Source organism: Pseudovibrio sp. POLY-S9 (assembly GCF_001431305.1).
GTDB lineage: Bacteria > Pseudomonadota > Alphaproteobacteria > Rhizobiales > Stappiaceae > Pseudovibrio.
In genome coordinates, this window is record NZ_LCWX01000260.1 from 175,127 (window position 1) to 193,790 (window position 18,664).

Annotated in this window: 26 protein-coding genes; 20 read left to right on the forward strand and 6 right to left on the reverse strand. The window is 51.2% G+C overall.

All coding sequences use genetic code 11. From position 1 onward, the window contains the following. The first annotated feature begins 16 nt into the window (after positions 1-16). The 18 genes from PPL9_RS29880 (at position 17) to PPL9_RS29965 (ending at position 13,748) form a co-directional block, all read left to right on the forward strand. Complete coding sequence (locus PPL9_RS29880) at positions 17-391, forward strand: GPW/gp25 family protein (RefSeq protein ID WP_057466113.1); 375 nt, start codon at positions 17-19, stop codon at positions 389-391. A 22-nt stretch (positions 392-413) separates the two neighbouring features. Beyond that, positions 414-1,373, forward strand: a complete 960-nt coding sequence (locus tag PPL9_RS29885; protein ID WP_057466114.1) for a baseplate J/gp47 family protein — start codon at positions 414-416, stop codon at positions 1,371-1,373. Then, positions 1,366-2,103, forward strand: coding sequence for a phage tail protein I (locus PPL9_RS29890; RefSeq protein WP_057466115.1), 738 nt, complete (start codon positions 1,366-1,368; stop codon positions 2,101-2,103). Before PPL9_RS29885 ends, PPL9_RS29890 begins: the two co-directional genes overlap by 8 nt. Then, positions 2,100-2,687 carry a phage tail protein gene (locus PPL9_RS29895; RefSeq protein WP_057466116.1) on the forward strand — a complete coding sequence of 196 codons (588 nt, stop codon included), beginning with the start codon at positions 2,100-2,102 and terminating at the stop codon, positions 2,685-2,687. The genes PPL9_RS29890 and PPL9_RS29895 overlap by 4 nt, the downstream gene beginning before the upstream one ends. A 27-nt stretch (positions 2,688-2,714) precedes the next feature. Then, positions 2,715-3,464: a hypothetical protein gene (locus tag PPL9_RS29900; RefSeq protein ID WP_057466117.1), complete on the forward strand. Its 750-nt coding sequence runs from the start codon at positions 2,715-2,717 to the stop codon at positions 3,462-3,464. Positions 3,465-3,473: 9 nt separating this feature from the next. Then, a complete protein-coding gene (locus PPL9_RS29905) occupies positions 3,474-3,878 on the forward strand; it encodes a hypothetical protein (protein WP_057466118.1) in 405 nt (134 codons plus the stop codon). A 70-nt stretch (positions 3,879-3,948) separates the two neighbouring features. After that, positions 3,949-5,349, forward strand: coding sequence for a phage tail sheath C-terminal domain-containing protein (locus PPL9_RS29910; protein ID WP_057466119.1), 1,401 nt, complete (start codon positions 3,949-3,951; stop codon positions 5,347-5,349). 9 nt (positions 5,350-5,358) lie between these two features. Beyond that, the gene (locus PPL9_RS29915; RefSeq protein WP_057466120.1) at positions 5,359-5,865 is read left to right on the forward strand and encodes a phage major tail tube protein; all 507 of its coding nucleotides are present in this window, start codon (positions 5,359-5,361) and stop codon (positions 5,863-5,865) included. 9 nt (positions 5,866-5,874) lie between these two features. Beyond that, the gene (locus PPL9_RS29920; protein WP_057466121.1) at positions 5,875-6,183 is read left to right on the forward strand and encodes a phage tail assembly protein; all 309 of its coding nucleotides are present in this window, start codon (positions 5,875-5,877) and stop codon (positions 6,181-6,183) included. A gap of 168 nt (positions 6,184-6,351) precedes the next feature. Further along, on the forward strand, positions 6,352-9,519 hold the full coding sequence (locus PPL9_RS29925; RefSeq protein ID WP_057466122.1) for a phage tail tape measure protein: 3,168 nt from the start codon (positions 6,352-6,354) through the stop codon (positions 9,517-9,519). A 23-nt stretch (positions 9,520-9,542) separates the two neighbouring features. Continuing rightward, the gene (locus PPL9_RS29930) at positions 9,543-9,971 is read left to right on the forward strand and encodes a phage tail protein (protein ID WP_057466123.1); all 429 of its coding nucleotides are present in this window, start codon (positions 9,543-9,545) and stop codon (positions 9,969-9,971) included. Positions 9,972-9,990: 19 nt separating this feature from the next. Next, positions 9,991-10,197 carry a tail protein X gene (locus PPL9_RS29935; RefSeq protein WP_200962391.1) on the forward strand — a complete coding sequence of 69 codons (207 nt, stop codon included), beginning with the start codon at positions 9,991-9,993 and terminating at the stop codon, positions 10,195-10,197. 3 nt (positions 10,198-10,200) lie between these two features. Further along, the gene (locus PPL9_RS29940) at positions 10,201-11,193 is read left to right on the forward strand and encodes a contractile injection system protein, VgrG/Pvc8 family (protein WP_057466124.1); all 993 of its coding nucleotides are present in this window, start codon (positions 10,201-10,203) and stop codon (positions 11,191-11,193) included. Between the two features lie 94 nt (positions 11,194-11,287). Beyond that, entirely contained in the window at positions 11,288-11,644 is a 357-nt protein-coding gene (locus PPL9_RS29945) for a D-Ala-D-Ala carboxypeptidase family metallohydrolase (RefSeq protein WP_057466125.1), read from the forward strand. A gap of 146 nt (positions 11,645-11,790) precedes the next feature. Continuing rightward, the gene (locus PPL9_RS29950; protein ID WP_057466126.1) at positions 11,791-12,327 is read left to right on the forward strand and encodes a hypothetical protein; all 537 of its coding nucleotides are present in this window, start codon (positions 11,791-11,793) and stop codon (positions 12,325-12,327) included. Positions 12,328-12,332: 5 nt separating this feature from the next. Next, on the forward strand, positions 12,333-12,554 hold the full coding sequence (locus PPL9_RS29955) for a hypothetical protein (RefSeq protein ID WP_152986872.1): 222 nt from the start codon (positions 12,333-12,335) through the stop codon (positions 12,552-12,554). A 254-nt stretch (positions 12,555-12,808) separates the two neighbouring features. Further along, positions 12,809-13,315, forward strand: a complete 507-nt coding sequence (locus PPL9_RS29960) for a thermonuclease family protein (RefSeq protein ID WP_152986873.1) — start codon at positions 12,809-12,811, stop codon at positions 13,313-13,315. An 82-nt stretch (positions 13,316-13,397) separates the two neighbouring features. Then, positions 13,398-13,748, forward strand: coding sequence for a hypothetical protein (locus PPL9_RS29965; protein ID WP_057466129.1), 351 nt, complete (start codon positions 13,398-13,400; stop codon positions 13,746-13,748). Between the two features lie 24 nt (positions 13,749-13,772). On the opposite strand, the gene PPL9_RS29970 is transcribed toward PPL9_RS29965, so the two are convergent. After that, positions 13,773-14,312 (reverse strand): hypothetical protein, encoded by a 540-nt coding sequence (locus PPL9_RS29970; RefSeq protein ID WP_057466130.1) that lies wholly within the window; start codon positions 14,310-14,312, stop codon positions 13,773-13,775. Positions 14,313-15,172: 860 nt separating this feature from the next. Between PPL9_RS29970 and PPL9_RS29985 the strand changes: the two genes are divergently transcribed. After that, on the forward strand, positions 15,173-15,436 hold the full coding sequence (locus PPL9_RS29985; RefSeq protein ID WP_057466133.1) for a hypothetical protein: 264 nt from the start codon (positions 15,173-15,175) through the stop codon (positions 15,434-15,436). Next, entirely contained in the window at positions 15,436-16,320 is an 885-nt protein-coding gene (locus tag PPL9_RS31755) for a Bro-N domain-containing protein (RefSeq protein WP_082597178.1), read from the forward strand. The genes PPL9_RS29985 and PPL9_RS31755 overlap by 1 nt, the downstream gene beginning before the upstream one ends. A gap of 44 nt (positions 16,321-16,364) precedes the next feature. Here PPL9_RS31755 and PPL9_RS29995 read toward each other — a convergent pair whose 3' ends face one another. The 5 genes from PPL9_RS29995 to PPL9_RS30015 form a co-directional block, all read right to left on the reverse strand. Then, positions 16,365-16,865 carry a hypothetical protein gene (locus PPL9_RS29995; RefSeq protein ID WP_152986874.1) on the reverse strand — a complete coding sequence of 167 codons (501 nt, stop codon included), beginning with the start codon at positions 16,863-16,865 and terminating at the stop codon, positions 16,365-16,367. Positions 16,866-16,884: 19 nt separating this feature from the next. Continuing rightward, positions 16,885-17,100, reverse strand: coding sequence for a hypothetical protein (locus PPL9_RS30000; protein WP_057466135.1), 216 nt, complete (start codon positions 17,098-17,100; stop codon positions 16,885-16,887). A 74-nt stretch (positions 17,101-17,174) separates the two neighbouring features. After that, positions 17,175-17,750 carry a hypothetical protein gene (locus PPL9_RS32210; RefSeq protein ID WP_152986875.1) on the reverse strand — a complete coding sequence of 192 codons (576 nt, stop codon included), beginning with the start codon at positions 17,748-17,750 and terminating at the stop codon, positions 17,175-17,177. Positions 17,751-17,769: 19 nt separating this feature from the next. Beyond that, complete coding sequence (locus PPL9_RS30010; protein WP_057466137.1) at positions 17,770-18,261, reverse strand: hypothetical protein; 492 nt, start codon at positions 18,259-18,261, stop codon at positions 17,770-17,772. 16 nt (positions 18,262-18,277) lie between these two features. Further along, on the reverse strand, positions 18,278-18,550 hold the full coding sequence (locus tag PPL9_RS30015) for a hypothetical protein (RefSeq protein ID WP_057466138.1): 273 nt from the start codon (positions 18,548-18,550) through the stop codon (positions 18,278-18,280). Positions 18,551-18,664 lie beyond the last annotated feature (114 nt).

Here is an 18,664-nt window from a genome sequence, read left to right on the forward strand (position 1 = left end):
AAGAGCTGGCTAGAACATGGCCGGTAAGGACTTAAGTGAGACAACGGGTGGGGAAGTTTCAGGCTGGGCTCACGTGGTCCAGTCCATCAACCGCTTGTTCTCTACTCCCAAAAATACACGGGTTTTCCTGCGTGAGTTTGGATCTGACCTGCCAAACCTGGTGGATGTTCCCTCAAATGATGCTGGCATTCTGGCGTTGTTTGTGGCCGTGGCTACAGCTCTGGAGCAATGGGAACCAAGGTTATCTCTCAGCTCTTTGAGTGTATCTCAGGCCGGACCTGGCAAAATCCTCTTGAACCTGGTTGGCACTTATTTGCCAAGAGGCCATCACGGCGACACCACGCCGGAAGGTGGAGAGCAAACCTTATCTGTGCCGATCTCTGGCCTTTAACTTCCGACATCAGGATAACATCATGAGCCGCTTTGCTGCGCTTGATCTGGCAACATTGCCGGAGCCCTCCGCTGTGGTGGAGCTGGACTATAATGCTTTGCTTGAAGCCCGCCTTGTTGAGCTGGACCGTCACTTGCGTGATGGCCGCTTTGAACAGGCTGAAGCTGATGAGATCATGGCACTGGCGCGCTCAATAGCAGCATCGCCCGCCCGCTATTTAAGTGAGGCAGGAGCATCGCGCGAGCTTTACATGAATGCGCGCATCAATGCGGCGGTGAAATCTGTTCTGCTTGCAACGGCAACCGGATCTGATCTTGATCATCGCGGAGCAGGGCGGGGCGTTGCCCGCTTGGTTCTGGATGACAGTGACCCTGAAAACGTCATTTATGAGGATGATGAGAGTTATAGGGCGCGCATTCAGCTGGTGCTGGAAAGCTACTCTCCTTACGGGCCTGAAGGTGCATACGTCTACTGGGCTTTGCAGGCCTCCGGTGATGTGTTGGATGTTGTGCCTTATGGGCCTGATGACAATCTGGACCCGCCAATTCCTCCTGCTGAGCCCGTGATTTGTGTCCTTTCCAGAACTGGCGACGGGCGCGCGAGTGATGCTCTGTTGGAGAGCGTTTATCGGAACCTGAAATCAGACAAACGCAGGCCCGTGGGTGACAAGCTGACGGTTATCTCTGCGACACCTGTTCACTATGAAGTTGAAGCCGAGCTGCAAGTTGTTTCAGCTGCAACGGCCTCACTCGTTGAAGAGCAGGCGCTTGCAACTTTGCAAAAGTTTACTTCAACGCGCCTTGCCATAGGTCGCCCGCTCTATCGCACCACACTTGCAGCTGCATTGAAAGTAGATGGTGTGGAGGAGGTGATCATCACCAAGCCTGCGGCTGATGTGATGGTCGGGCCTTTCGAAGCGCCTTACGCGTCTTCTGTCAAAATCATCGTTACCTCCATCACCGGAGGGTGGCGCAATGTCTGATAAGGCTTCCCGCCAAACTGTGCTCCCGCCGAACTCTGCTGATATTGCCGTGGCAATGGATCTTGTTGAAGACCGTATGTCTGGTCTTCCAGCTGAGGTTATTCGCGATTGTCTGGACCCTTTGAAAGCACCTGCAAGCCTGCTTGACCATCTGGGCTGGGAGCTTTCCGTTGATGTGTGGGACCGGGAATGGCCTGAGCAAGTCAAACGCCGTGTGCTGGCTGTCTCGAAAGAGGTGCACAAATACAAAGGCACTCCTTACTCAATTAAGACTGCCCTCACAGCTCTTGGGGTGGCAGCGCACTTGCTGGAATGGTGGCAGGAGGGCGGCTCGGGCGTAGCTGGCACGTTTCAGATTACAGCTTTTGCCAATGAGCAAATCTTTGCTGATGGGCCGGTTCTGGATACCAGGTTGCAAGAAAACATCCTGAGCACAATCTCAGCAACCAAACCAAAATCGCGGGGCTTTAGTTTCCAGATTGGGGCGCAGTTTGAGACGTCGCTCAGTATTGGTCTTGCAGGTCGTTCCAATGCCTTCACGCAGCCGATGGGCGCAATGGTTCTTCCCGAAAGTGGAGCAACGCTTAGCGCAGGCACGATAGCACATGGTGTTGCCTTCATGGCGCAAACAGCTGAGCCGGTTCTCCCGCAAATGGGGGCCGTTCTTGGTTGTGCCGCAACTGCTCGAGGGCATTCGTTTCTTTCACTTCATGGAGAGCTTTTAACATGAGCCTTAAGGCCATCAATCCAACACTCACGCGCGCTGGCATGCGATCCATCTTTGATGCCTCAGATGCCAGCCTTCATGCCAGGATCACACACCTGGCCTTTGGCACTTCGCGTTACACGCCAACAGGCAATGAGAACAGTCTGAAATCAGAGAAAGCCCGTATCGAGTTAATTGGATCTCGTTATCTGGATGATTTTCAGATGGAGATTACGGCCAAGATTGACGGGAACACCGGGTTCACACTGGCTGAGCTTGGTGTGATGTTAGAGGATGGCACATTGCTGGCCGTATGGTCAGACCCTGACACGCCATTAGCTCAATACACCCCAGGCGTACCGATTGCTTTTTCCTTTGTGCTGGCACTTGCGACACTTCCTCAGGGCGTCATTCAGGTCTCGGGTGATGTGGATCTGCAGCTGTTTTATGGCGAGGAGTTTGCACAATTGGCAACGGCTATCACTGCAAACATGTTGGCGCAGGCCAAAGCTGATGTGAGGGCTGATGAACTTGCCAAGCTTCAATCCCATCAACAAGAAACGCTGGACCTGATCCAGGCAGGAACGCTTCCCATCGCGGCAGCTTAACCCACTTAAAACGAGAAAGGTAGGCAGATGTCACTTTCAGGAGATATTGCAGGGCTGGTTAGTGAAAGCCGCAAGTTGCAAGAGTATTTTGCGAACTATCGCAATGAGGCCGAGGTGGAGCGCAAGGCCGCGCTCGCAGCCGCACCGGATATGATGAAGGTGTTCTGGGTTGATCAGATAAACGGAGACGATGATAACTCTGGAAACGAAAATGAGCCCTTACGGTCAATTGAAAAAGCTGTAAAGAGGGTGCCTGAGGTTGGCATCTGCAAGGTTAAATTGCTGTCTGATTATCATTTTTCTGAGATAGTCTCTCTCAATCACCAGGGGCTTTACATTGACAGTGTTGGCGAACAGCATACTCTAACTTTTCAGCCGTATTCCCTTGGTGATAATGGGCAGGAAGTGCGCGGTTTAAGAGGGATTAATATGGCGGGCCGCTCTATGGTTTTGCTCAATAATGTTAAACTGCAAGTACCCGAACTCACTGCGCCATACTCAAATATGATACGCCGTTCTATCGCTAGCCCAATCAGAGTTGGCTATTCGCGAGATCTGGGTATGCCCTCTTTGTTCATGAGCTACTGCGACCTCTCTCTGCCAGAAAATATTTTCGGGAATGTATTTGCTCCACTTGCAATCGGCACCGTTGTTCTGTTCGAGTGCACCACAAGTGATAACCCCTATTTGGGCAAACTTGTATCAGGATTTACAGATCCGGCCGGCACAGAGGCAAGCAGCATTTCTTCAATCACCACAAATCTGGAAAAAATTTAAGAGGATCAGATGGCTAATATTTCGCTTAACTATATGGGGCGGGACTTTATACAATTTGAGCCAGCCTCTCTGCGAGCTCATGGCGTTCCCCAGGTGGTGATAGACGACACCCTCTCTGCTGAGAATTTAAAGCTTATCAAAGCGGAATGCCGCAAGCGCATTTATGCCCGCGCCAGCGCTGAGACCCAGATGAACATGGCAACGGCTGCGGCTGCCATTGCTGGCAAAGCCGTTGCTGAGCGAAGTGCTGATGAAGTCACGCTTTTGACCAGCACAAAGGCTGCACTGGATTGGGTGAGTGCTATGCGCTCCAAATGCCTGGAACTTGCTGAAGATCCGGGTACTGATTTCACACAGGATGCCAGCTGGCCGGAGTGTCCGCCTGAAGTGGTTGCACTGACAGAGCAGTTTTAAGCCGCTTCCCTTCCTTTTGAGTTTCATCCGTATCCGGTCCTGTGTGGCCGGTTTTTTTATGGAGAATTGAATGGCTGATGTCAGCTTTCACCATGGGGTGCGGGTCTTTGAATCTGCTGAAAACCCCATTCTTATCGAGATTGCCCAAACCTCTACCATCGCATTGATTGGCACTGCTGAAGGTGCCGATGCTGAAGCCTTCCCTTTGAACGAGCCGGTGTTGCTTTTAGGGGACCAGAGCAAGGCGGCATTGCTTGGGGACGGAAATCTGCGCGATGGCGTTGATGCGGTGTTTAAACAGGTGGGAACCTACGTGTTTGTGATCCGCGTTGCGGAAGGGGTAGACGCTGCCGCAACGCTTTCTAACGTGATCGGTGAAGCCTCCACGCTCACCGGTATCCACGCGCTCAAAAAATGCCAGTCGGCGCATGGCCTGACACCGCGCCTGATTGCCATTCCTGGCTTTACTGGCAGCTTTGAAGATAAAGGCCTGCAATCCATCAATGTGACAAGTGGTGGTGCCGGTTATACCGATGCCACAACCGTTACGATTGCAGGTGATGGCACCGGGGCTGAGGCAATTGCAATGGTCTTGGAAGGGGCAATCACCGAACTGGTGATTACCAAGGCCGGTTCCGGTTACACCAATGCCACAGCTACCTTGAACGGGGATGGCAACGGGGCAACCGCGACTGTCAATATTGGCGCGGTTGGTGATCCGGTGATTGCTGAGCTTGGCGGTGTTCTGGGTGAGCTTGAAGCCATCGGCATCGTTGATGGACCTGATAGCACGGATCAGGACGCGGTGAACTTTAAGGAAGTAAATGCCCACCCGCGTATCTTTATTGTTGATCCAAAGGTTGGCGACTGGGACACGGATCTCAATGCTAACCGGTTTAAGCCATCCGCGCCGTATTTTTGCGGTGTGCAGGCAAAAACGGATCGCACGCACGGGTTCTGGTGGTCGCTCTCCAACAAAACAATCAACGGTGTTACGGCGGTGTCCCGCCCGATCGCGTATGGCCCCCAGACCGACTATCTCAATGAGCGCGGCATTGCCACCATCATCAATCATGGAGACGGCTTTAAGACATGGGGCAACCGGCTTTCTGGCGGGGATGATCTTTGGCGGTTTATGGCGGTGCGCCGGACGGCTGATTTCATCAATGATGCTATCCGCAGCGCTTACATGGAGTTTGTCGATAAGCCGTTCTCCAAAGCCAACCTGCGGTTCATGGTTGAGAGCGGGAATGCCTTCATGGCCAAGCTCAAGGCTGAAGGTGCGATCCTGGGCGGTAAGGTCTGGCTGGACATGGAGCGCAACACGGACGAGGCCATGGCAGGCGGCAAAATCACGCTGGCCGTGGACTTTGAACCGCCAGCTCCCATGGAAGATATCCGCTTCATCGCTCACCGCAACATCACCTATTACACCGAGCTGTTGAACGGTGTTCTGACCACCTCCGTTTAAGGAAACCCCATGAAAGAGACACCGCAATACATCTTGCGCAACTGCACCATTTTCGTGGATCGCGATTCCAAAGTGGGCAACGCAAGTGAAATCACCATTCCCAAGCTCACGGTGAAAACCGAGAGCATGCGCAATGCCGGCATGATCAAAGAACGCGATGTGGTCCTTGGCTATGAGAAGCTGGAAATGAGCTTCAAAATGACAGCCTTTGACCCTGAGACTTTGAAGCTCTTCGGGCTGGCAGCTGGTGTTGAAAAGGATTTTCTCGCTACCGGGGCGTTTGCTGATGAGGACGGCACCACTCATAGCGCCACCTGTTACATGCGCGGCTTCCTGCGCGAGGTTGATCCCGGAGGCTGGAAGCCAGGTGATAAATCAGAGACGGATTATCAGGTCTCGGTCCACTCAATGAAACTGGAAATCGACGGTGCCCAGATTGTTGATATGGATGATTTCGACGTGAAGATTGGCGGTGTGTCGCAATATGACAGCATCCGCAGTGCACTCCAGCTTTAAGAGACCGACATGGATCAGATCACTGTAAAACTGCAATCGCCTGTCGAGCATGATGGGCGGACCTATAACGAGCTTGTGTTTCGCGAACCCACTGTTGCGGACATGATTCAGGCCGAGAAGTTTGAAAAGGACACTCTGGAAAGCAACGCTGTGTTGTTGGCAGCTCTTGCCGATGTGAGCCTGCCTGTCATCAAGCGTCTGAAGCTTTATGATTACAACGCGTGCGACATGCAAACGGTTCCGCTGTTTCTTCCTCCTGATAAGCGACCGGGTGAGGGTGAAGACCCAAACGCGGAAGCGGTGACGGAACAAGCTTAAGCTGGCTACAGGTGGCGGCAGAGATTGCCGCTCACCTATCCACGCCGCTCAGCCATGTGGAACAGCTGTCACCGCAAAAAGCCATCGACTATTTCTATGAAGCCCAGAGGATCAAGCGGGAAGCTTTTGAGACCTCCCGGCGATAATTAAAGCAAACTGGAGCATGCCATGCGCAAGATTGAAACCCAATTGAACTTGCGCGTGGTCTCCAACATGACCCGCGAGTTTCAAAAGACCACGGGTGCGAGTGCGCAGGCCGCAAAGAAGTTTTCCGAGCCATGGGTGCGAGAGGTGAAAACCCTCAACAACAAAATGAACCAGCTCGGGGACTTCAGGAAACTGGAAGGCCAGCTGGACAGCCTGAAGAATAAAACCAAAGCAGCTTATACGGAGGTTGCAGGTAGGCGGGAACAACTTGCGGGTTTGAATAGTCAGGCCAAATTGCTGGCCGGATCTTATGAGTCAGCAAGTGATCGGGTGATGCTGCTTGCCGACCGTATGCAGCGCCTGAAGGCTGAACAGGCTGAAACCAGCAAACAGCTGGCGAGCAATCAAGCAGCGCGAAAGGCTCTGGAAGAGCAGATGCGCGCAGCCAAGAAAGCTAAGGAACCGATTGATGGCCTGAAGACTGCTATTGCTGAACTGAAGGCAGAAGAGCAGGGCCTGAAAGCAACACGGACTGCACAGAAAGAGCAGCTGACTGCACTTAACACTGAGACCAAAGAGGCCGGGCAGGAAGCTAAAACTCTTTCCAAGCAGCTTGCCAGCACAACGCGTGAGGCGAAAAAAGTTGGTCGGGCCTACGATCAGGCAGAAGAAGGGGCGGAAAAGCTTTCTAAGGAAACGCGGAAAGTTTCTAAGTCCGTCTCTGATATGAAAGGCGATATGCGTTCAGCTGGAATGAGCGTGGAAGACCTGACATCTGAAGAGCTGAAACTTGCAGCGGCTATGGGCAAAACCAGCAAGGCCATAGACGCGCAGAATACCAAGCTAGCACAGCAAAAGAAAGCATCTCAGGTAAGGGAGCAAAAGCAGCAAGCCATGAAGGGTCGGGCTGTTAAAACGGCGGCGGTTGGTGCTGGTGGTGCTGCTGCTTTTTATGGTGCCCAAAGAACTTTGCGGGCCATGTTCAACCCTGTGGATGTTGCGATTGATGTTGAGGATGCTTTTGCTGATGTGAAAGCCAAAACAAACTTTACCGACGAGGCAGAAGAAAAGAAATTCAAACAGGCGACAATTGAAAAATCAACGCAGATTGCTATGCCCCTGACAGAGCTGTTTGCCTTGCAGGCAGAGGGTGCCTCGGCGGGTATTGCAAAGGAGGATTTACCTCGCTTTACCGAACTCGCCGGTAAGTCTGGTGTGGCATTCGATCTTGATGGCGGGCTGACCGGTAAAGTGCTGGCAAAGACGAAAACCTCTTTGAATACAGATATGGACGGCTTGGCGGACTATGTGGATGCGGTGAACCATCTTTCCAACAATACGTCCTCCATAGCACCTGACCTGCTCAATTACTTCTCCCGTGTCGCCGGTATTTTTGAGAAAACAGGCCTTACCCAAAATCAAACGCTTGCACTTGGCTCGTCCATGATCGCCAATAACTTTGCGCCGGAAGTTGTTGCCACTACATTTAAGAATGTGGTCAATACTCTGACCGGTGCAGATACTTTAAGCAAAGATAAGAGGGAGGCCTTTGAGGAAATTGGCATGGACCCTGTCCAGGTTGCCAAGGATATGCAGGTTGATGCTTTTGGTACTTTGCTCAAAGTGGTTGAAAAACTGGAAGGTGTGGAAGAGTATCGTCGTTTGGCGATTGAGAAAAAATTGTTTGGTCAGGAAGCGATTGCTTTTGGAGGCTTGACTGCGAATGTCCAGCTACTAAAAGACACCTACAAGCTGGTTGAAAATGACGGGCAGTACGATCCAAATGATGTCCATGTGGGATATAAAGGCTCTGCTGAAGCCGAATACGCTTCAAAATCAGCGACAACCAAAAACGAACTGCAACTGCTTTCCAATGAGATGTATGCGCTGAAAGCGGAGTTTGGGGAAACTATGTTGCCCGTTGTCCGTGCAGTTTCCAGGAGCCTTCGCGCGTTTCTTGCGCCGTTGCGTGAATGGGTAAGAGAAAATCCAGATGAAGCCAAGATTGCAGGTACCATCGCCGCTGTTTTGGCTGGATTAGTTGCAGTGGGCGGTGCGCTGACCACGCTTGTTGCAACTGCAACGATTGCTGCCATTGGGCTTAAGTCGGCGCGTAGCAAGCTCACTGGGCACAGGGGTGGTGTTTTACTGGGCGATCTGGCCGTGGCTGGAGGGGCAAGCCTGAAAGACGGGCGGCCCCCTGATGCTACAAAAAAGGGGGCTTCTTCAGAAGGGGAAGAGAGTGTTTTAGATTCTGCGAATGATTTTATTGGCAAGGTCGGTGTGGCTGCAATGATTGTAGCTACAGCAAAAGCGCAACGTGATATTGCTGAATTTGCGGCGGAAAAGATTGATGTTGGGGTGGGAAAGGTATTTCCTGCTCACGCGAAAGCCGGTCTTCAAGCTGACCTGTTCCAGGAAAAAGTTGAAGAGTACTGGAAGGGGCGGGATGATTGGTTGCAACGCTATAATCCGCTGGCAGAAACGCCAAAAGAGCTGACTGCAATACGTGATCAGATCTATGGCCCCCGAGAAACCAAAAACAAGAGTGCCTTCACCGGCGACCTGGCAACGGCGAAGGAAAAGCTGGCGTTCGTTGACGACAAGATTGCCAAGGTGAAAGGGACGCCTCAGGAGGCTTCCCAGCTTATGACCCTGAACCGTATGCGCGAGCAGCTGACACAAACAATTGCCAAGCTTGAAAAAGATCTGCGGGCCTCGCAGATCGCGCCGGCCCTGCAACAAAAAGTAGACCAGATTAAAGCGGTAATGGTGCCAGCAAACGCCCCCAGAGCAAAGCCATTGCCAGCTTTTGCAAGAGGTGGTGTCACAGGCCGTGGTCCGGCGCTCGTTGGAGAAAACGGACCGGAATACATCTGGACCGAGAGGGGCCAATATGTCTCCAACAACAACCAACTGAAACAAATCAGAGCACTTGCGGCATCTGCTGCGATTGCAATGCCCATTGGCTTGTCTTTACCGCAACCGCCTGCTCCAGCTGCCTTGTTTACTCCGCCAGCTACTCAGCAGCAAGGGGCTGGCAGTACAGCTCGTAGTGCACCGCTTGTGGGTGAGCTTCATGTACATGTGTCCGGTGGAAGTGGCAGAGACGCTCGCTCATTGGGCAAGGATGTAGGACGAGAGAGCGTTAAAGCTCTTCGCCAGTATCATTCTGATGGCGGGATGTAATCTTACAAACTTATGGAGTGGCTATGGCTGGACCAATTCCCATGGCGCTGGGGCCATTTTTGTTTCATGCGCACGGCTTTGGCTATACAGAGCTGGAACGGACACTGGAAACCCGGTGGGCCACGCAGGAAACTGCCGGGCGTATGCATGCCCAGCAATGGACGGGCCCCGGCTCTGAAACCATCCGCATCAATGGAGTCCTGTTTCCGCAAGAATTCGGCGGGCAAACAACGCTTGACGGTGTGCGTCTTGCTGCCAGGCAGGGTGTGCCGTTGATGTTGGTGTCTATTGGTGGGCGGGTATTTGGATCTCACACCATACAAGGGGTTGAAGAAGCTCAAAGCCTTCACAACCGGATCGGTACACCGGGGCAAAATGAATACACCATCGAGCTGCTGGCCTACCCAAGCAGTTTTTTTAATGTGATTGGAGCTGTCGCTTCGATCTTTTAACTCAACTCACGGAGCACACATGGCGGAACTGATTGAGGTGGACATGGAGCGCCCTCTGGACCTGATCTGCTCGCAGTATTACGGCCATACCAGAGGCAGCGTTGAAGCGGTGCTGGCGGCAAACACCCACCTTGTGGGGCTCACACCTATTGTGCCGCGTGGAACCAGGATCTCTATGCCGGTTTTAAGCGGTAATGAGACAACCACGCTGAAGCTCTGGGATTAGACAATGCGGCCAATCGTAAAAGTCTCTATCGACGGCAAACCCGTTTCGGGGCTGTTTCTGGAACGCTTGATTTCCATCCGAGTGGTGGACCGTGAAGGTACGCGATCAGATACCGTTGATCTCGAACTGGAGGATGGTCCTCCCTTTGTCGCGCTGCCAAAGCCAAAAGCTAAGATCAAGGTTTGGATGGGGTACGCCACCAGTGGTCTGGTGTACAAAGGCGAATATACGGCCAGCGAAATTGAGGTGCAGTGCCTGCCGTATCTCCTCAATGTGCCAGGACAAGGCGCGGATGTAACGGAAGACCTGAAGACCCAGAAAGAACGCCATTTTGACAATAAGTCCGTCAAAGACATTGTGAAGCAGATAGCCGGTGAGCACGGACTAAAGCCTGTCATTGATGATGCAGTTGCTGCCCACGTTTATGAGTGGCTCGGTCAGCAAAGTGAATCGGATATGCACCTGCTTGAACGGCTTGCGCGTCGCCATGGTGCGTTGTTTGCTATCAAAGATGGCCGGCTGGTTTTTGCCGAAAAAGGAACCGGTAAAAGTGCGAGTGGAAAGGAACTTCCTGTTCAAACCATCTCGCAAACCCAGATCATTGAAGGGTCGTGCCGCGTGCGGTTTGGAGATCGTGGCCGGTACAAGACGATTAAGGCGTACTATCAGGACCCGAACAAAGCCCGCCGTGTCAGTGTTGAGGCACAGGGCGATGCGAGCGGGAAGGGCACCTACAAGATCCGTGAGACCTTCAGCTCTGAAGGCGAGGCAAGAGAGGCTGCTAAGGCACGTGCCAAAGAGCTGCTGCGCGGTGAGGTGACCACAACAGTTTCAATTGAGGGCAGACCAGATTTTCTGGCTGGGCAACCGTTTACATATACGGGCGTTCGCCCTGGTGTAGACGGGTTGGAGTTTATCGCAGAAGGCGTCACCCACAGTTACTCCAAAGGCGGTGGATTACTGACAGAAATTGAAGGTAAAGCCAAAGCTACTTAGTTGTAAGATTTTATGCGCAGTTTTCGTCATTAGTGGCGCGTGCTGCAACGGTCAACCCGCCCACTGAGGCGGGTTTTTTATTGGAGGTTTCCCAATGAATGCAATCGAACAAATACGTGCGGAGAGCTTTTCTGCTTTCTGCGCAGGCCTTGGGCTGCGCCATTTCTCAGCTGGTGAACTGATGTTTATGGGCGAAAGTCATAGTAATCCAGAGCATCCGGCTTACGGATTGAACTCGCTGCCTCCACCTGAGCTTTGGTCAAACATTGTTCCCACAATTATGGTGGCCGATCGGCTGCGTGAGGCTTCCGGTGGGCCGCTGACAATTTTAAGCGCCTATCGTAGTTCGGGCTACAATGAGGCGATTGACGGTGCCGAGAAAAGTCAGCACGTGAAGTTCACAGCACTGGACCTGCGAAGCAAGGGTTTGGACGTCAGGCCAGTGTTTTGAATGGCTCCGCAATGACCGGGCCGCAGGTGGGTTTGTTGGTGGTCTCGGTGCCTACGAGACCTTCACCCACATCGATAGTCGCGGAACCAACGCGACCTGGGGCAAATTCTAAGCCCACTCTCTCAGCAATCTAAAAGGATACTGTAATGCATCGGATGCTCTCCTATGCAAAGGGGCTGTTTATGCTTGCTCTTTGCATTCTCTCGTTTTCGCTCGTTCTTCTGCCCTCTGCTTATGCTGCGGGTGAGGGCGGTTATACAATTGATCTGGCTCCCGTGGTCGATGCGCTGATGCCAACCCTGCTAGGTGTTATCAGCCTACTCGTTTCGGCGGTATTGGCCTGGCTCATGCGGCTGCTTGTCAAATACACGGGTGTAGTTCTGGATGAAAAGCACCGCAAAACTTTGGATGATATTGTCCTTTCCAAACTGCGGCAGATGTTGACTGATGCCTATGAAGGCAATCGTTCATCTTTGCGGGTCTCAACTAAGTCAGAGGTAGTTGCCGAACTCGCGGGATATGCAGTGCGAAAGGCACCTGGCGCTATCCGTCATTTCAAGTTGGATCAGCAAGGCCTGGAGGAGTTTGTAGCTGGCAGAGTTGGCGCAAAGACACTTGGCACGCTCAGGGAGCAATCATCTAAACTTGGTCCGCTGCCAGTGCCTCCTAAGCCAAAACGGTGATGCTCATGAAGCAAGTACTGGCAGCACTGCTCAAGACGGTCCTGGAAGTCTTTCTTGAGCGTAAAGATCAACGTGAAACTCAGGAACGCCTTACCACGGCGGACCAGCAGGAAGTTCACCATGATTTTGAACAGAATGCGCGAGAGGCCGAGGACGCAGCTGCGCAAGAGCTGGCTGACGATGACCCTCGCGATCTCACTCAGCGCCTGCGCGAGCAGGGGCTTTGAGCAAATAAACCCAATAGTGGAGTGGGGCACGAAAGCTGATAGCGCCGTTTCCAAGGGCTATGAGTGGCGGTTCCCACGCCCTACGCTGAAATCCTATAGCGCAGCATATTCAATTGCAGTGGCAGATGAGCTGGATGCACTTCCAGCCCACAGCCGGTTGCGAGAGGTGACAGCAAATTACAACGCTTTGCGGCGAGCAGTGTGTGCAGTGGATGACTGGCATCAGCCTGCTTGCCAAACCTTAAGAGGTCCCCATGAGAATGCGGAATATACTGATTGGATTTCTCGCACTCCCGATGTTGATGTTGGTTCAGGCAGTGGCGGCGCCTCCGGTGTTGCCGGGCCCGTTCAACGCTGAGCTGATCAAAGTGATTGATGCTGACACCTTGCGGGTGATGGTTGAGGTCTGGCCCTATGAGTACAAGCGCATTGATGTCCGGATCTCTGGTGTTGATACACCAGAAAAACGCGGAAGCGGGTGTAGGGCTCAATATGGAGGTCGGGCAGCAGATGTGCCTGTTCATATAAAGGAGCGTGAGAACCAGCTTGGACGTGAGGCCACTGACTTTGTTAAGGCGCGGGCTAAACCTGGCGAAACGGTGGTGCTCACTAAGGTGGAGCTGGGGAAGTATGCAGGCCGCGTCGTCGGCGAACTTGCGTTACCATCTGGAGAGGATCTCGGTGCTCTGCTGATCGAGCACAGTCATGCGGTTCCGTATGATGGAGGCACAAAGGTAGCTCCCTGGTGTACTGACCCGTAAGGTCAGCTGACTGATTAGAGTGCATCTGCCCGGCTATTATGCCGGGCTTTTTTTCTGCTTGGCTTTTGGAGGCTGGTTTTAAATGAGCGATCCGCTTTACGCATTTTTGGGAATAAAACTGGTGCATGTTTCAGCGGGCTTCTTTGGTGGCCTGGTGCGTGCAATCGTCTCCTCCAGAGAGGAACGCGATGGAAGCCGGCTGATGTGGATATCGAGATCAGTCGGGACTGCGATCGTAGGGGCTTTGTTCGCCGGTCACTTGACACCGATCGTTGCACCAGCCATCTCGGCATGGTTTGGGGCGCAGGGCGAAGGCGTAGAAGGGGCGACTGGCTTTGTGCTTGGGCTTTGCGGTCTGGCTTTATCTGAGGGGCTGATCAAGTTAGCCCGAAGGTGGCGAGAGAATCCGCGACTGCCGAAGATGGGGAGTTAGGGCTTAGCAGCTGCCTGAAGGTTTTCAGGCAGCTCGTGTATTCGCAAACCAGTCAGAGGCTTTTAGCTTGCTGAATTCCTTGTTTCTTGTCAGCAACGTCATTCCAACTGGTGCAATTTCAGATTTTCTGTCGTCCTCTTCAGGAGATATGATGCTCATAAGCGCATTTACAGTAGACATACCAATGATCGGCGTTGCTAAGCTCATTGCGTACGTTCCCTGAATTAGCATTCGGTAATATAATTTTTCCAACTCAGGGTCTTTGGTTAGCTGTTCTTGGATCGCGTGAGATTTCTCAGTCTCTTGAATAGGACTGTCATCTTTCAGGATTTTAAGCAGAATTACTGAAGCAGATCGTTTGTTGATGAGCTTGCTGTACATTGCAACGGTGCTAAGTATCTCGATTGAAACGCAATCATAATTCATCAGATCCTGAGCGCGTTCGTAGAAGATATCTGACGCATGTTTGTAAGCTTGCATCTGCAATGTAATTGAGTTTGCAAACGCCCTGACGACAAAAAGTCCGAGAACAAGAAATACCGCTAAAGTTGCAGTTAAAGCCATTTAATTGTCCTCCTTCTCACGTTGCTTACGTTTTTTGTGCTCATTTAAGAGGCGAAGTCGAAGTATTTGTCCTACTTTAAAGTCTCTTCTGCGGTCTTCCGCCTTTGTGTCTACGATCACTTTAATCATGTGAGTGAGCGCCCTGATTGTTGAAGGTGTGACCACTATCGCTATTGGAAGGCAGGTCAAAACAATAACGTGATAAACTCCAAAATTGAGCTGGGTAAATAGCCGATTTAGAGCGTCGATTGTGCCTTCTGGTGAACCCTCAAGTTTTACACTGAAATCCATTAAAACACCGATAAAGAAAAGCCCGCATATGTTTGGTATGCATTAAAGGCATAAGTTGAGCTGCGGTAAATGCGCGAAATCTTATGGGTGTTTTATGGTTTCCACTCAACTAAAGGTAGTTTTTTTTTATGTTTTGTCCATACCTTAAATGATCATATTTACTTCATATTCAATGAAATCAAATGGTTATGGGAGGTAATTATCAGTTGTGATAAGGGCAAGTATGAGTTTATGAGCTTTAATGCAGCTCGAATAATGTTCGGGATTCGGAATAATTTCCTTGATAGCGGATGCAAAAAGCACCTCCCTTGACAACCTTCCCATCCTCGGTCAACCTGTGCAAGCTCATCTGAAAGCGGTGGGCCGGGTTTCGCAGCCTGTTTATTAAAAGGGCGTCACCGCGCCAAAAGACCGTTCTTTTTGAGCGCGTTTTTTGTTGCGCTTATGGTCAGGCGTTATGGGAGGCTTCGGCCTGCCGATTTACCTTTTAATCGGTCTGCGAACCCGTGGCGTCTGGCCGCCATTTTCGCAGGTGGCTGTCAGGCTAGTTCTTTTAAAAGGATTAGATCATGGCTGTTCTTGATGACAGCACGCGGGAATTGCGTGCATTTCATTCTCTTCTTACTCAACTGAATACAGATATCATCCGTATGGTGGGGCTGTTTGATGCTCTAAACTGCATCTCTAATGAGATGGTGGTGGATGATCCTCTGTTTGAAGCTCTTCTGGCGCTACATGGCTCGCTGCAGGACAAGCATGAGAGCTTGCGATCCACATTGAATGGCGCTGAAGATGAGTTTGCCTCTTTTAGTGAAGGGGAGGTGGCGGCGTAATGTCTGCTCTAACTATTTTTGACTTTGATGATGATTACTCCGTTCGAACAATTGCTATTGAAGGTCTGATCTGGTTCCTTGCGAAGGACGTTTGCGCGGTTCTGGGGTTTCAAAACCCTAGTGATGCGACCAAGTATCTTGATCAGGATGAGCGCACTCTGATTACTAATCCGAGTGGACGTGGAGGTTGTCAAGTTACTGCTGTGAGTGAGAGCGGCCTCTATTCCCTGATCTTTAAATCCAGAAAGCCTGCAGCGAAAACGTTCAAGAAGTGGGTGACTTCTGAAGTCCTTCCAGCTCTGCGCAGAACAGGCACATACTCCATGGGCCCAGTTTCTACAGCTCCTCTGCCAAAGACGGAGACAGCTGATCCCAAGCAAGTGTTGCTGGTCAACGAGATGAACGCCCGCGCCAATCTGTTGTCAGAAGCGCGGCATATCTACGGGCGCGAAGCAGCAATGACGCTTTGGGGCAAGCTGGGTTTGCCGGAGATTGCCGGGGATGGCGTAAACGAGGCTGCAGGCACTCCGGCAGATGATCCGGAAGGCTGTCTAAAGCATCTGATAAACTTCACTTGTGGGCATAACCTGAGCGTAAAAGTGGCTCTGGCGTTCGGCTTGGCGGATGAAATGGCTGCGCGGCGCATGGAGCAACTTGGCATAAAGATACGCCCGCAAGCCTATCCTGACGGTGTGGCCATCGCCTACGACCACGAATACCTCTGGGAGGTCTTCCGCCTCACCCAGTGGCATGGCAATTGGAAGCTGGCCCTCCAAAAGCTAGTGGGCGCCTGCCAAAGTCAAAATGCCATCACGATCGATGGTAAGCAGCGAAGGGCTGTGGTAGTGCCGATATCTCTATTGGAGGCACGGTTGGAGAGTTGATGAAGAAGGGCAGGGCTTTCTCAGTCCTGCCTGTTAAATGGAATTCATAGAAGGTTATGTTTAGTTGCAATTCCATTTAAGAAAGCAAGTGATGCATCTAGCAGACTTTCTAGATTGTGTTCCTTTCCATCTAGATCAGTTACATAAAGTTGTGGCGTGCCGCCGTATCTGCCTTCTCCGAAACCACCTTCTCCCCAACCAAGAGATTTTTGCTGAGTATCATCAGACCCATTCACTTTTGGAGAGTGCTGATATAATCGCGCATGTTTGTTCGCTTTTGCAATATCGCGAAGTAGTCTGAAATTTGGGTCCTGCTTTGCGAGCTCATTCCTAAACTTGCTGTCATCCCCTCTTTGAGGTGGAGCGCCGATCTCAACGAAAGGATCTTTCTTTTTTGTGAGAAGTTCTTGGAAAATATGAGCTGAGTAAGAATCGACAACGGCTACAGCGTTGAAGCCTCTGTGAAGCATTTCAGGCTCAGACTTAAAGTCTGTCAGCGTAGGATTTAGGATCTCTCCATAAAATTTGTCCAAAGGCTTTGCCACTTTTGTCTCCTTTTTAGGATTAGTCATTATAGGCGGTGTACACGAAACGGCCTTGGTCGAATTCTTCAAATCGCCCACCGAAGGTGCCTTTGACAATTTGTTCAACTTGACTTTGTGTCATATCTAGAGGGTATTTTCCCGTGAGTTCAGTGCCGCCTGGAACCGGTTTTCTGTTGGTGATTATAACTTCAGTAACATCGTGCTTGGGGCGGTTGAAAATCGAATATTTAGGCACTGATTGCTCCTTACTTGGATCGTCTGCGGTTCTGGATCTCGGTTAATGCCGCCGTCCAGCTTGGCTTTGCGGGCTTATAATTTGCGGCGGGGGGGCGAAAGTGAATAAGCTTTGATGTAGTCAATGTTTAGCGGCTTTAGATAGCTTTCAGCAACGTCCCCAAATGCCACGACAATCGCATTGGGCAAAAGCGATATTTGTTTCCTAAGAAATTGATTTGTGCATGTGTTGTCTTGAGAGGGGCGCACTTTCGTGAGGACTGAGCATAGTCTAGCATTAGTCAACCATACATGGCGCAATTGCTCATCGAACGACATGCCCGGATATCGCTGATTTATGAACCATCTAGCGTTTTTATGAAACGGACTGCGGCAAGAATTGAAGCAATCATAAACAAATCCAGAGCTTTGTTTGAGGAACTGTTCCGAGCTATTGGTATGCTGGTAGCGTTCATCGTGTTTTGGGCTTCCAGGTCGCGAAAACACCATTACCAGTTCAACCTCTTCAAGAGCTCCTGTTGCTCCGAGGAAACCTCTAGGTACATGGCCTGAATCAGGGACAAATTTTGCTTCTCGACATGCGCCAAAGTGAATGCATGGCGAATAGGCGGGCAACATCAATTCTTGAAGCTTTTTACCGGGAAGCTGCATAATCTGCTCCTTAGTTGGACTAGATTTCAAGCATTGCCCTTATGGCTGCTAAGCCAGCCGGAAAACTTGCGATGCCGTGCTCAATCGCTTTTGTCCCAATCCCTTTTATTGCCTCGGCAGGTAGAGATCGGACGGCTTCCACCATTCGGCTCTTTATGGTTTCATCGCCTTCTTCATTTGCAATACGTTGAACAAGAAGATTTCGAATTTCTTGGTCTGCGAAACGGACTGTTACAACGCCTAAAATCGCAGAGAGCCCACCATCATCTGCAAGAAAATCTAAGCCCTTGGCTGGAATTGACGCGTCTGTTGGCAGCGGGTGGGGTGCTTGCAGCGACGGAATAATGGTCAGGTCAATCAAACCGTGCTCTTGCAGGTATGCTAGATTAACTTTTAACGTGTTGTCATGTTGCTTACCAAATGTGCCAAGGACATTAGCAGGTTCTGGATAATGATCTGCGAGAATGCGGAGGATATTAAGTTGCTCCTCCCTGTCTAGTAGATTGCCCAAATTCTGATACCTCTCCTTAGTTGGACTGATTTGATTTCAAAATACGTTGCGGCAAGTCCCAAACAACCTGTACAATTGGGTTAGTGTATCTACGGTCTACGAATGGACCGATGCAGAACCCAAGAATTGCAAAAAATGAGGAGCCTGCCATTGCAGAACCGCCGCCAAAGGCCACGCCAGTTTCCCCTCCAAGCAGGAACCCTAAGACGCTGCAGGCCATAGCCGCGGTAAGTTTGAACTTCACGAATTCTGGAATGCGTTCAAAAAGCTTAAATATAGTTCGAAACAAAACTGCGCTCCTTTTATGGACGGTGACTTCTTCAACAGCTTAGAAGCGCAAACTCCCCATCGTTCTTCCTTACCTACGGTGCCGCCTAAACTCCTATGAGTGTTTGAAGTTGTT

Coding starts and splice junctions, on each gene's coding strand:
- PPL9_RS29880 (WP_057466113.1), top strand. CDS start 17: ATGGCCGGTAAGGACTTAAGTGAGACAACGGGTGGGGAAGTTTCAGGC.
- PPL9_RS29885 (WP_057466114.1), top strand. CDS start 414: ATGAGCCGCTTTGCTGCGCTTGATCTGGCAACATTGCCGGAGCCCTCC.
- PPL9_RS29890 (WP_057466115.1), top strand. CDS start 1,366: ATGTCTGATAAGGCTTCCCGCCAAACTGTGCTCCCGCCGAACTCTGCT.
- PPL9_RS29895 (WP_057466116.1), top strand. CDS start 2,100: ATGAGCCTTAAGGCCATCAATCCAACACTCACGCGCGCTGGCATGCGA.
- PPL9_RS29900 (WP_057466117.1), top strand. CDS start 2,715: ATGTCACTTTCAGGAGATATTGCAGGGCTGGTTAGTGAAAGCCGCAAG.
- PPL9_RS29905 (WP_057466118.1), top strand. CDS start 3,474: ATGGCTAATATTTCGCTTAACTATATGGGGCGGGACTTTATACAATTT.
- PPL9_RS29910 (WP_057466119.1), top strand. CDS start 3,949: ATGGCTGATGTCAGCTTTCACCATGGGGTGCGGGTCTTTGAATCTGCT.
- PPL9_RS29915 (WP_057466120.1), top strand. CDS start 5,359: ATGAAAGAGACACCGCAATACATCTTGCGCAACTGCACCATTTTCGTG.
- PPL9_RS29920 (WP_057466121.1), top strand. CDS start 5,875: ATGGATCAGATCACTGTAAAACTGCAATCGCCTGTCGAGCATGATGGG.
- PPL9_RS29925 (WP_057466122.1), top strand. CDS start 6,352: ATGCGCAAGATTGAAACCCAATTGAACTTGCGCGTGGTCTCCAACATG.
- PPL9_RS29930 (WP_057466123.1), top strand. CDS start 9,543: ATGGCTGGACCAATTCCCATGGCGCTGGGGCCATTTTTGTTTCATGCG.
- PPL9_RS29935 (WP_200962391.1), top strand. CDS start 9,991: ATGGCGGAACTGATTGAGGTGGACATGGAGCGCCCTCTGGACCTGATC.
- PPL9_RS29940 (WP_057466124.1), top strand. CDS start 10,201: ATGCGGCCAATCGTAAAAGTCTCTATCGACGGCAAACCCGTTTCGGGG.
- PPL9_RS29945 (WP_057466125.1), top strand. CDS start 11,288: ATGAATGCAATCGAACAAATACGTGCGGAGAGCTTTTCTGCTTTCTGC.
- PPL9_RS29950 (WP_057466126.1), top strand. CDS start 11,791: ATGCATCGGATGCTCTCCTATGCAAAGGGGCTGTTTATGCTTGCTCTT.
- PPL9_RS29955 (WP_152986872.1), top strand. CDS start 12,333: ATGAAGCAAGTACTGGCAGCACTGCTCAAGACGGTCCTGGAAGTCTTT.
- PPL9_RS29960 (WP_152986873.1), top strand. CDS start 12,809: ATGAGAATGCGGAATATACTGATTGGATTTCTCGCACTCCCGATGTTG.
- PPL9_RS29965 (WP_057466129.1), top strand. CDS start 13,398: ATGAGCGATCCGCTTTACGCATTTTTGGGAATAAAACTGGTGCATGTT.
- PPL9_RS29970 (WP_057466130.1), bottom strand. CDS start 14,312: ATGGCTTTAACTGCAACTTTAGCGGTATTTCTTGTTCTCGGACTTTTT.
- PPL9_RS29985 (WP_057466133.1), top strand. CDS start 15,173: ATGGCTGTTCTTGATGACAGCACGCGGGAATTGCGTGCATTTCATTCT.
- PPL9_RS31755 (WP_082597178.1), top strand. CDS start 15,436: ATGTCTGCTCTAACTATTTTTGACTTTGATGATGATTACTCCGTTCGA.
- PPL9_RS32210 (WP_152986875.1), bottom strand. CDS start 17,750: ATGCAGCTTCCCGGTAAAAAGCTTCAAGAATTGATGTTGCCCGCCTAT.